The sequence below is a fragment of the Methylophaga sp. UBA2496 genome, from assembly GCF_002341635.1.
GTDB lineage: Bacteria > Pseudomonadota > Gammaproteobacteria > Nitrosococcales > Methylophagaceae > Methylophaga.
The window spans coordinates 73878-85547 of sequence record NZ_DDOK01000007.1; the positions used below are offsets into that span (position 1 = coordinate 73878).

At 45.5% G+C, this 11670-nt stretch carries 10 protein-coding genes; 9 read left to right on the forward strand and 1 reads right to left on the reverse strand.

Going from position 1 to position 11670, the window contains the following annotated elements:
• Positions 1–69: 69 nt before the first annotated feature.
• Positions 70–876 (reverse strand): OmpA family protein, encoded by an 807-nt coding sequence (locus B2W60_RS10210; protein ID WP_292360893.1) that lies wholly within the window; start codon positions 874–876, stop codon positions 70–72.
• A gap of 273 nt (positions 877–1149) precedes the next feature.
• On the opposite strand from B2W60_RS10210, the gene B2W60_RS10215 reads away from it, so the two are divergent.
• From B2W60_RS10215 to B2W60_RS10255, 9 genes are all read left to right on the forward strand, one after another.
• Entirely contained in the window at positions 1150–4113 is a 2964-nt protein-coding gene (locus tag B2W60_RS10215; RefSeq protein ID WP_292360891.1) for a bifunctional diguanylate cyclase/phosphodiesterase, read from the forward strand.
• A 62-nt stretch (positions 4114–4175) separates the two neighbouring features.
• Complete coding sequence (locus B2W60_RS10220) at positions 4176–4664, forward strand: hypothetical protein (protein ID WP_292360889.1); 489 nt, start codon at positions 4176–4178, stop codon at positions 4662–4664.
• Between the two features lie 177 nt (positions 4665–4841).
• Positions 4842–6959, forward strand: a complete 2118-nt coding sequence (locus B2W60_RS10225) for a VTT domain-containing protein (protein ID WP_292360887.1) — start codon at positions 4842–4844, stop codon at positions 6957–6959.
• On the forward strand, positions 6929–7663 hold the full coding sequence (locus tag B2W60_RS10230; protein WP_292360886.1) for an endonuclease/exonuclease/phosphatase family protein: 735 nt from the start codon (positions 6929–6931) through the stop codon (positions 7661–7663). Before B2W60_RS10225 ends, B2W60_RS10230 begins: the two co-directional genes overlap by 31 nt.
• A 261-nt stretch (positions 7664–7924) precedes the next feature.
• Positions 7925–8119: a Flp family type IVb pilin gene (locus B2W60_RS10235; protein WP_292360884.1), complete on the forward strand. Its 195-nt coding sequence runs from the start codon at positions 7925–7927 to the stop codon at positions 8117–8119.
• A 27-nt stretch (positions 8120–8146) separates the two neighbouring features.
• A complete protein-coding gene (locus B2W60_RS10240) occupies positions 8147–8698 on the forward strand; it encodes an A24 family peptidase (protein WP_292360882.1) in 552 nt (183 codons plus the stop codon).
• Positions 8695–9228 (forward strand): TadE/TadG family type IV pilus assembly protein, encoded by a 534-nt coding sequence (locus tag B2W60_RS10245; protein WP_292360880.1) that lies wholly within the window; start codon positions 8695–8697, stop codon positions 9226–9228. Before B2W60_RS10240 ends, B2W60_RS10245 begins: the two co-directional genes overlap by 4 nt.
• 77 nt (positions 9229–9305) lie before the next feature.
• Positions 9306–10286, forward strand: coding sequence for a Flp pilus assembly protein CpaB (gene cpaB / locus B2W60_RS10250; protein ID WP_292360878.1), 981 nt, complete (start codon positions 9306–9308; stop codon positions 10284–10286).
• Position 10287: 1 nt separating this feature from the next.
• Positions 10288–11670, forward strand: a complete 1383-nt coding sequence (locus tag B2W60_RS10255) for a type II and III secretion system protein family protein (protein ID WP_292360876.1) — start codon at positions 10288–10290, stop codon at positions 11668–11670.

Genomic DNA, 11670 nt, shown 5'->3' on the forward strand with positions numbered 1-11670 from the left:
GCAACAGAGTTGGAGATGAAAGACAGACAAGCCTAGTTTGTACCATAAATAATCGGGGCATCACAGCCCTTATTGAGTGAGGACAGCTATTTCCACCCTTCGGTTGCGTGCTCGACCGGAATCAGTGTCATTTTCTGTAATTGGGCGTGTGTCAGCATAACCTTCAACACGGAATCGGTCAGCTTGATATTCGGGATAACGCAATAATTCATGTACGACGGAAGTTGCTCTGGAGCCAGATAATTCCCAGTTGGATCGGTACTGTTGTGTACTCAATGGACGATTATCAGTATGGCCGGAAACGACTAAAGGATCGTCAATATGGGATAATGCCTCGGCAATAGCCTTTAATACGGGCATAAAAGCGGGCTTTATGGTGGCCAGACCGGATGGAAAAGAGGCTTGTTCATCAATCGTAATGACCACTCGGTCTTCACGCGTTTCAACCTGTAGAATACCTTCATCAAGCTGCTCACGAAGCGCTTGCTTAATCTGCATGAGTTGACGTTGTTGTTTAGCGTGTAAATATAAATTCAGATCGTTGGTGTCGATAATGGGGTTATTGGGATCAGCCGTTTGCCTGACTTCCTCAATGACAGTGACATCAGAAGGATTGGGTGAAAAAGTCTGTTTGATTATGGACGTACCCATGGGGACAGGTTCAGGAATCTCCGGAGGCTCAACACCAAAAGCGTTATGCATTGATTGCGTTACCATTTTTAGACGAATAACATCAAGCTCTGACATCGACAATAACAACACAAAGAAACACAACAGCAAAGTCATCAAGTCTGCAAAGATCGCAATATAAGCTGGAAGCGCTTTACGTTTTAACATTCGAATTGAAGAACCCGGATTCAAATTTTGGTTTATCAATGCTCCGTCTCCCAGTTCATTAACAATTTCTGAATGAATAGGCGGAAATGAGCCAGTGTTTATACGGGGTTTCATTGTTACCGTAACTCTCTGATAAATCAAGATTTGAGGAACTAAAGCTGTTTAATGCTAGCCTGAAGAAGATGCTGATGGATGTGACAGGTAACACAGTGTTAAACAATTTGTTCTTATAGCCTGTAAATACTGTAATAATTTCGATCCGACCAACCAACTTCAATCTGTTGCTGTGCACTGGTCATCCATGGATTTTAAATGCGACATTTAATAGCGACTAAACTGGTTTTTAATAGCATGATCGCCATCATCGCTCTGCTCATCTTTTCAGCAGCGATTTATATTGACTATGTTATTCAGGATAGATACAGCAATGCTTTACAGGCAAAGACCCAGCAGAAGCTAAGTCAATATCACAATAATCTGGTGACAAACTTACAAAACCACATTCAAATTATCCGGGGGCTGCCGGGTTTATTTGCCGTTAATCCGGAGTTGACTCAGGAACAGTTCGAAGTCGCCATGAGCCATCTGATTGGCGAACATACTCAGTTACGCAATATCGCTGCCGCTCCGGATATGGTGATTCGCTACATGTATCCAGTGGCAGGAAATGAACAGGCTATAGGACTGGATTACCGTCAGGAACCTACCCAAGCTGCGGCAGCCGAACGCGCCAGGGTGAGCCGGAATTTAGTGCTTGCGGGTCCGCTTGAACTTAAACAAGGCGGCACTGGATTGATCACCCGGATACCCGTGTATCTGCTTGATGATCAACAGCAAGAATATTTTTGGGGCATTATTTCGGCCGTTATTGACGTTGATGCTTTTTTTGAAGCGTCTGGATTAAATGCGGCAGATTTACCGATTGAGATGGCCATTCGGGGTAAAGATGGGTTGGGTGAGCAAGGTGAGGTGTTTTTCGGTGAAGAAGCTTTATTTGATAATGCAAGGTTAACGATGCCACTTGCCTTGCCAGAGGGGCACTGGGTCTTGGTGGGACAGCCAAAGGGAGGTTGGAAAGGTGGCCTGGGTGACGTGAAGCAATCCCGAATCCTGCTATTTTGTATTGCCATAGCTATTTTCGCGTTATTGACAGCCTTTGTGCGATTTATGTTTTCAGCATCAATGGCAAATCTAAAATTCAGACAGGTAATTGAATCTTCACCCATCCCCTACATTTTGGTGGGAAAAGAGCGGAAAGTCAGTTTTATCAACCCGGCGTTTACTGAGCTTTATGGCTATACGCTGGATGATTTACCCACGCTGGCTTTGTGGTGGGAGAAAACGAATGTCAGTAAGGACTATTTAAAAACGGTAAATGAATGGTGGTCTGCCAATCCAGAGCATAAGTTGTTACCCGATTCCTCATTGGAAGTGAGCATTTACTGCCTGGATGGCAGTGAGCGTGTTGCATTGCTTTCAGTTTCACCATTACATGATGCGGTAAATAATGAATTACTGCTTGTTTTCTACGATATAACCACACGTAAACAGGCTGAGCAGAAAATCCATTTTTCAGAGCAGATTTTCAGGCAGGCACATGAAGGAATTGTGGTTACCGATACAAAAAGTCGGATTTTAGAAGTGAATCCGGCCTTTACCGAAATAACCGGTTATACCATGCAAGAGGCGTTGCAAGGCACCCCGGCAATGTTGAAATCCGGTAAACATAACAATGATTTTTTTCAGCAAATGTGGCACAGCCTGGAAAATCAGGGGTACTGGCAGGGAGAAGTCTGGAATCGCCATAAAGAAGGACATTTATATGCGCTGCTTCTGACCATTACAGCGATGACCAATCCTCAGGGGGATAAACAATTTTATGTAGGTTTGTTTTCGGATATTACCCAATCTAAAACCCAGCAGGAAAAGCTGGAATTAATGGCACATTATGATGTGCTCACGCATTTACCCAATCGGGTATTGTTTGCTGACAGGTACAGTCAGGCTGTGGCCCATAGTCAGCGCTTAGGCACATGGGTTGGGGTTTGTTTTCTGGATTTGGATGATTTCAAGCCGGTGAATGATACTCACGGCCATAACATTGGTGATTTATTACTGATTGACGTGGCAGACCGATTGCGGGCAAGTGTCAGGGAAGAAGACACCATTTCCCGCTTTGGTGGGGACGAGTTTGCTATTTTGTTCAGAGATATCAGTTCCTACGAGCAATGTGAGCAATTACTGACCAGATTACATCAGACGTTGGCTGAGCCGTATTGGATAGATAATCAACGCATCGTTATCAGTGCCTCCAGCGGTATTGCTTTATATCCCATGGATAATGTTGATTTAGACACACTGTTGCGTCATGCAGATCAGGCAATGTATCAGGCTAAAATCACCGGACGCAATACATTCAGACTGTTTAACCCTGAATTAAATCAACAGGTTATGCAGAAGCATCATGTTGTTCATCGTTTACGTGAAGCCCTGTTAAATAATGAGTTTGTATTGCATTATCAACCGGAAATAAATATGAAAACCGGCGAAATCATCGCGGTTGAAGCATTGATTCGCTGGCAGCATCCTGAAAGTGGTTTGCTTTACCCTAATGAGTTTCTGTCTGTCGTGGAAGGCAGTGATCTGGAATTTGATTTGGGTCTGTGGGTCGTTGAGTCGGCGCTGAGTCAGTTGCAGCAATGGCAGCAGGCGGGATTAAATCTTGTGGTGAGTGTCAATATTGCAGCCAACCATCTGCATGCGATAAATTTTATTCAATCCTTACAGCAGATCTTAAGTCGTTATCCGGATATCAAGCCCTCGTCTTTGCAACTGGAAATTCTGGAAAGCAGTACATTGGGAGATGTGCATACGCTGAGCCGTATTATCGATGAATGCCGGCATCAGGTGGGGGTACAGATAGCATTGGATGATTTTGGTACCGGTTATTCTTCGTTGACTCATCTGCGGCATCTGGCAGCAAACTCGGTCAAAATTGACCAGAGTTTTGTTCGTGATATGTTAGAGGATCCCAGTGATTACAATATTGTCGATGGTGTGATCAGTCTGGCTAAAGCCTTTAATCGCCAGGTTATCGCGGAAGGGGTGGAAACCATTGAACATGGACTGATGTTGCTGTCTATGGGCTGTGAGTTGGCACAAGGCTATCAGATAGCCCGCCCCATGCCGGCCGAAGATATTTTAGTATGGTGCCAGGAGTTTCAATTGGAGCCAGTCTGGCAAAAACAGGTATCAAAAACTGACCCTTTTCCCTGATGAGATGCTGAGCAGCCACCCAAAAATAACCTCATAACATTACTTTGAATCTGGAGCTTTCCATGTTTCGTTATCCTGTCAGCGGCCTTTTCGCTATTTTGATTCTGGTGACATTTGTTAATGGCTGTGCTTCACGATCACAGAGCAATTATTTTCGTGATGAAGTGGGGGAAGTCATGGCCGTTGAAGATGTCTGGATTGTCTCATCCCGTATGGTCAAAATTGAAGGGCTCGGAGAAAACCGACCCGGCTGGGGAGCGGCGGTCGGAGCAACTGTGGCCGGTTCAACTGCATACGGTATTACCCAGGCGGATAACCCTGCCGGCGTGGCGATTACCATCATTGCACTAGTCGGTGGTGCATTGGCGGGTCAGTTTATTGATGAGAAGATAAAATCCCAGCTGGGCGTGGAGTATATTCTGGATAAACCCAGTGGTGCCAAGTTTGCCGTGGTCCAGGCGGTAAAAAGTACTGATGAAATGTTACCTGCGAATACCCCCGCTTTATTGATGCGTGGTAAAAACGGCTACTATCGAATTATTCCCCAATAGCCATCTCAAAATTTAAATTAATTATTCCACTTGTCAGTTATTTCAAAAACTTTTAATCAGGCTCATCCGCCTTCATAAATATGAATTATTGAGATTAACCTGGGTCAATTTCTCTGGAATGTTGCTGTGATAGTCTTTGTTCGAACTTAATCTTCGGCTGGGAGTGCGCCCCAATTTATGGATGATAAGAAAATTATTCGCGTTGGTGAAAACTGCTGGCGTTCCCGTAATGCCAATAGAGCAGCGCTACTGGTTGATGGCGAAAATTATTTTGGTGCCCTGCATACAGCAATTATGCAGGCTCAATATGCCGTTTATATTCTTGCCTGGGATATTGATAGTCGACTGAGGCTGGTTCGCGGTGAAAAACAAACCGATGCTCCCGCCGAGTTAGGCGATTTGATTAATGCCGTTTTAGAGCAAAAGCCAGAATTAAATTTCTATATCCTGAACTGGGATTGGGCGATGCTGTATACCTTGGAAAGAGAATGGCTGCCATTATTCCGGCCCGGCTGGAAAAAACAGGATCGTTTGCATTATCAGCTGGATGGGGAATGTCCTTTCGGTGGATCTCAGCATCAAAAAATCGTCGTAATCGATGACAAAATCGCCTTTTGTGGCGGCATAGATCCCGGTAAGCACCGTTGGGACAGCAGTGATCATGCGCCTGAGGATAAGCGCCGTATAGATCCAGATAATGTGGCCTATCCACCTTTTCATGATATGCAGATGTTAGTTGATGGTGAAGCTGCTAAAAGTCTTGCTGAATTGGCCCGGGAACGTTGGTTGAAAGCAACGGGGCAACAGTTAACCCAGCCACCTCATTATGTTGAGGATATCTGGCCTCACTATATCAGGCCGGATTTTCAACAGGTCAATATTGCCATTTCACGTACTCAACCGGAATTTGAGGGGCAGCCGGAAATCACTGAAGTTGAAACCTTATATCTTGATGCTATCGCTGCCGCTGAAAAGCTTATCTATATCGAAAATCAATACTTTACCTCCTGGAAGGTCGCAGAGGTGTTGGCCCAGCGTTTAGCTGAAAGTGATGGGCCTGAAGTGGTGATAGTTTGTCCCAAAATGACAGGAGGATGGCTGGAGCAGCATACGATGGATGTGTTGCGTTCAAGAGTCAGCCGCAAACTTTGCGATGCCGATAAACATGATCGTTTACGAATTTGCTACCCGCATCATGAAGCGTTGGGTGAAATGTACATAAGTCTGCATAGCAAAATGATGATCGTTGATGACTGCTTTTTACGGATTGGCTCGGCGAATTTAAGCAACCGGTCTATGGGATTGGATAGTGAATGTGATTTGGCTATCGAAGCTGAAAATGCTGATCACATTCAGGCGATACGAGCATTCCGTCAGCGGCTGCTGAGTGAACATCTGCAGCTCGATGAAACTGAATTGGAAAGTTTACTTGCTGAACATAACTCACTGATTCAAGTGTTGGATGCACGTAATCAATTTCCACGAACACTCCGCCAGCTAGATTGTGAGATAGATGAAAATATTGATGGTTTAACTCCTACGGCTGACTATATCGATCCTGAACGACCGGTCGATTCGGTTGAAATGAGTCGGAAACTGGTGCCAATTGATGAACCGAAATCACCTAAAAAGCAGATTATCATCGCTGCATTGATTTTATTGGCTGTAGTTGCATTGACCGCATTATGGAAGTGGACACCTTTAAATGAATGGTTAACGCCGGAAAACCTGAAACAGTTGATTAGCAGGTTAAACGACAATCCTTTTACCCCCGTCATTGTTATTACGGGTTTTGCTATAGCCGGATTGTTTGCGATTCCCCTGACCATACTGGTTGTGGCTGTTGCGATAAGTTTTGGCGCATGGCCGGGGAGTATATACGCCATTCTGGGTTCAATGCTGAGTGCCATTCTGGGATATTTCGCTGGTGAGTGGCTGGGGCGTAGAAGTGTTTCTAAAATGGCCGGATCAAAATTAAACCGGCTGTCAAAACGGTTAGCCAATCATGGTGTGATGGCGATTATTACCGTGAGGATTATTCCGGTAGCACCTTTTACGGTGATTAACCTGGTAGCAGGTGCTTCGCATATCAAATTAAAAGACTTTATCTGGGGAACCCTGCTGGGCATGTTGCCGGGGATTTTAGCCATAACCGTTTTTGCGAATTCACTGTTACGAGTTGTTCAACAGCCTGAACCTATAGAAATTATTATTTTTATAATGGTGGTTTTAGGGATTGGCAGCCTGATGTACGGTGTTAAAAGATGGCTGAACAGAATTTCAACAGACTCGTGACGCAAGTAACACCCTCCAACACCCTCACGATTGCTACTTACAATATCCATGCCTGCATAGGATCTGATGGTCAATTTGATCCGGCACGCATAGCAGCCGTTTTACAAGAGTTGGATGCTGATATTATCGCTTTGCAGGAAGTTGAACACCATTCGATTGATGAGCTGGACCTGCTGGAGTATCTGGCTTATCAGACTGGTCATGAAGCGCTTGCCGGTCCGACCCTGTTTCGGGAAACCCGCCACTATGGCAATGCCTTGCTGACAAGACTGCCATTACGATCCTTTAAGCATATTGATTTAAGTTTTTCGGGTTGTGAGCCACGAGGTGCCATTGAGGCAACCTTTGATGTCGCCGGCTATGAATTACAGGTTATCGCTACCCATTTAGGGTTGAAACCGGCGGAGCGTCGCTGGCAGGTCAAACAATTGCTGGAGATAAAATCACAGCAGGAAGCGGATATCAGTTGTTTATTAGGCGACGTCAATGAGTGGTTGTTGTGGGGAAGACCGTTGCGCTGGTTGCATCAACATTTCAGTGCTCAACCGCATTTGCCAACCTTCCCGGCAGGCTGGCCTGTTTTCGCACTGGATCGTATCTGGATTTCTCCCCAACGCTGTCAAATTAAACTATCTGTTCACAAAACGGCGTTAGCTCGACAGGCTTCAGACCATTTGCCACTGGTAGTCAAAATGCGTTTTTGATTTGTTGCCTGATCAGACAACAGATAATCAGGATGTTGATCCTGGGTTATTAATTTTTATTTATTTTTGCCTGAACAAACTTTACAAACAGTGTGAGAGACTTCACCTTATACGCATAACAGCATGTTTTCCCGTGTCCCATATAACATTTTCACAGTAATTTTTATTGCAAAATACCTGGTGATGTAGCAACAATTGCCCAACGGACGTTAGCAGAATAAACATATTTGGTAGGTGTTTTTTCATTTTAAGGGAGCTCAAATGATGAATATAAAAATGGTAAAAAAAGCAGTTCAGGATTTTCTCAAAGACGAAGAGGGTGCCAGTGGTATTGAGTATGCGCTGGTAGCGGCTATGGTTGCAGTGGCATTGATTGCGTTTGTTGCACCTGTTCGGGATGCAATTGTTGGTGTGTTCACCGACATCCAGGGCGCTTTAGAAGACAGTACCGATTAAAAGTACTTAGTTTTTCACGGAATCAAAGTGCTGTTTTCCCAGCCTCTTTTTACAGCCGGTTTGTTAACAATTTGGTGTCTGGCGTGTGCGTTTTATGATTTAACACAACGTCGACTGCCCAATTTTCTGACTCTTGGCGTGCATATTCCTGCTTTGGCTATTTTGTTGATAGCCGGGCATGGTTTGCTGGGAGCCACAGCCATTTCATGCCTTTTGGCCTGGAGTGCTGCCCTTTTCCTGACATTACCGGCCTATGCCTTCCGTTGGCTTGGGGCAGGCGATGTAAAATTCCTGGCGTCAATAGGTCTGTTGACCGGGTTGAATTTTCTTTTAGTAAGCTATGCTATTGCCGGTTTGCTGTCAGGCATGATTGTTGTTGCATGGCTGTCGGCACAGCGGGTTTTGCCCTATCTCAATCTGCAACTTGCATCCACAAAAATTCAGTTACCGGTATTGGCTCGGCCAACTGGAAAGGTTCTCCCTTTCGGTGCCATTCTTGCCGTCAGCGTTTTAATCACGCTTTGTATTCCAGCTTATGTTGACTTTATCCCTCTTAAAAGTTTAGAGGGCTTTTCATGACTCGTTCTGTTATATCACCTCTCTATCCAGATGGCTTTACAAGTCTATTGGCACCCAAAAATTCTTTTTATAAGCAACGTGGTGCAGCAGCCATCGAAGCTGCATTAATGTTTGTCCTTTTTTTCTCCCTGTTTTATGCCATTGTCAGCTACTCCTTACCCCTGTTAATGGTGCAGGCGTTTAACCATGCCGCTGCTTCTGGCGCTCGTTCTGCCCTGGCTGTTGATCCCAATGCAGATGAGTTTGATGACATAACGCAATATATTGAGCAGGGAGTAAAACCAAGGGTACGAGAGGTGATTGCCGATACGTTGGATTGGTTACCACCCACAGCCAAAACCACGGTTCTGGGCAATCAGAACAATAATGTTGTTGTTGAATTTAATGAAGCAACCGGTGTGTTGGCTGTGACGGTAGTGTATGCAGGCTATCGTGATGCGCCGTTAATTCCAACCTTAAAACTCCCAGGGATGGGAGATGTACCCAGATTGCCAGCCAACTTGCAGGGAAGCGCTTCAGTCAGTTTGTGAGAATAAAAAAGAAAGAAAAAAATAAAGCAATCCGTTATGGACGGTGATACGGATTAAATAAATAACTGGAGTCAGAGATGAGTAGTTCTGCCTTACGTATTTTGGCAATTTTATTGGCTATCGGTGCAACGGTTTTAGGGTATATAGGATATCAAGCAAGTCAGGATACCCAGCCCCCGGAAAGCCGTATGGCCGAGTCCTCTGAAGCAGCTCCGATAAGCTACCCCATTGTTATCGCGGCAAGAGATATTGCTCCCGATCATAAAATCGTTGCGGAGGATATCAAGGTGACAATGGTAGACAAGCAAGTAAAAGACAGTTTTAGCGAGCCACCACCACTTATCGGTCTAAGCAGCCGGATGACAATTGCTGCTGGCGAAATGCTGTTGCCGGAACATTTCCAGTCATTAAGTGCCGTCACGGCTAATCTTCATCCGGGTGAGAGGGCGGTGGCGGTGAAAGTAGATGAGGTCACGGGCGTTGGTGGCTACATCGAACCGGGTGACAAGGTGGATGTTTTACTGTTTCTGCCTGCCGGACAGGAAACGGATAAAAAAAGCTCTGCTCAACTATTGTTGCCTGCTCTGCGAGTAATTGCCTATGGCAACCAGTTGGATGAGTTGGATCAACAGCAAATCCGGCAAAAGTCCCGGGCCTATCTTTCTGTTTCGGAAGACGGCGCACTAAGCGATCAGCTATCGGAAAGCCGTAAAACAGAAAATGATGGAAAATCCAGTGGGAAACAAAGTAAAACGGCAGTGTTAGCCGTTGATCAGGCTTTCGCATCAACATTGTTATTAGCCGAATCCACCGGCAGAATTCGGCTGGCATTAGTGGCTGACGAAGCAAATACTGAAAACAGACCTTCCCAATTATCTGCAAAAACCAATTATTTTATTTCTCTGGAGTCCCTGAAAGGTCCGGCAATTAAAACGGTTACTCCACCTGAAATAGTTACACCACCCCCCGTGAAATCGTCAACGCCAAAGGCAGCAGCGCAAGTGACTGTGCACCGGGGACTTCAGGAAACAGTGGTAAATGTCGGGCAGGAGAAATGATATGAGTAAAAGCCAGCCTGGTATCAGAACCTTGTGGACATCTGCCAGACAACAATGTCCGATATCCTTCGGCGTTTTGCTATTCATGCTGATGAATACAGCCATTGCAGATAGTAAGCTCACACTGGAACAGGGGTTGCAGCAGAGTTTTCAGTCGACTCAGCCCGTCGGGCGGGTTGCTGTAGGCGATCCCACCATAGCGGATGTCTCGGTGATTACGGAATATGAAATACTGATAACACCTCAACAGCCTGGCGTGACCAGTTTAACCATCTGGTCAAAAAACAATTCACCAAAACAGATGATTCAACTAACCGTGACGCCTGCAAAACAGTTGAAGCAGCATGGTCTGGATAAGCTGGAGGAACCAGATTTGCAGCTGGATGAAGTTGGTGAACAGCTGCAGTTACAGGGTGAGATAAATTCGCTTGATAATCATGCGGTAGCACGATCGGTTCTGGGGTTCGACACTGAAACGGGCATCGATAGCACGGTTTTTGATCAAGGATCGCAGGTGCAGATCGATATCAAAATCGTTGAGTTAAGTAAAAATCGATTACAGTCTGCCGGCTTCTTTTTTGGTAAAGGCAACCGAACTCCACGATCCATTTCCGCGCCGGGCAGCCCCTCCACTTTATCCCGTAACACCGCGGGTGGTCTGTCATTACTGGGTGATAATTTCGCCTTGAGTAACGATACCTTTAATCTGATCTACGGTCGTGCTTCTAATGGTTTGCTTGCGGCGATTTCTGTTTTAGAGGGTAATGGATTTGCTTACACATTGGCCGAACCCTCATTAGTCGCCATGAGTGGTCAAAGCGCCAACTTTCTTGCAGGTGGAGAGTTTCCAGTCCCGGTTCGGGGTTCAGGGCTGGATAACAGTGTGACCATTGAATATAAAGAGTTTGGGGTGAGGTTATCACTGACCCCTACTGTTCTGGATCAGCAAAGAATTGCCTTAAAGGTTTCTCCGGAAGTCAGTGAGCTGGACTTTAATGCCGGTATCCAGACAGGTGGGGTGACAGTACCGGCATTGCGGGTGAGAAGGACGGATACGACGGTGGCGCTGGGTGATGGAGAGAGTTTTGTGATCAGTGGCCTTATCAGTCAGAACACCCTTGCCAATGTCGATAAAATGCCATGGCTTGGCGATATCCCTATTATCGGTGCGTTCTTTCGATCCAACCAATTGGATCGAAGTGACAGAGAGTTGCTGATGATCGTCACACCGCATCTGGTAAAACCATTGGCACGTAATGCTGCATTGCCAGAGTTGCCTGGTGAGAAATACCGTAATTACAATCCAGATTTTGCCGATTTTCTGTTTTTTGAAAAGGGAGATTTTGTGAATCGACCACCCGTTTCTTCAGGTTTTTCGAAATAA

Excerpts from the sequence above, each read along its gene's own strand:
- B2W60_RS10225 (WP_292360887.1), top strand. The coding sequence starts at position 4,842 with ATGGATGATAAGAAAATTATTCGCGTTGGTGAAAACTGCTGGCGTTCC.
- B2W60_RS10215 (WP_292360891.1), top strand. The coding sequence starts at position 1,150 with ATGCGACATTTAATAGCGACTAAACTGGTTTTTAATAGCATGATCGCC.
- cpaB (WP_292360878.1), top strand. The coding sequence starts at position 9,306 with ATGAGTAGTTCTGCCTTACGTATTTTGGCAATTTTATTGGCTATCGGT.
- B2W60_RS10255 (WP_292360876.1), top strand. The coding sequence starts at position 10,288 with ATGAGTAAAAGCCAGCCTGGTATCAGAACCTTGTGGACATCTGCCAGA.
- B2W60_RS10220 (WP_292360889.1), top strand. The coding sequence starts at position 4,176 with ATGTTTCGTTATCCTGTCAGCGGCCTTTTCGCTATTTTGATTCTGGTG.
- B2W60_RS10245 (WP_292360880.1), top strand. The coding sequence starts at position 8,695 with ATGACTCGTTCTGTTATATCACCTCTCTATCCAGATGGCTTTACAAGT.
- B2W60_RS10230 (WP_292360886.1), top strand. The coding sequence starts at position 6,929 with ATGGCTGAACAGAATTTCAACAGACTCGTGACGCAAGTAACACCCTCC.
- B2W60_RS10235 (WP_292360884.1), top strand. The coding sequence starts at position 7,925 with ATGATGAATATAAAAATGGTAAAAAAAGCAGTTCAGGATTTTCTCAAA.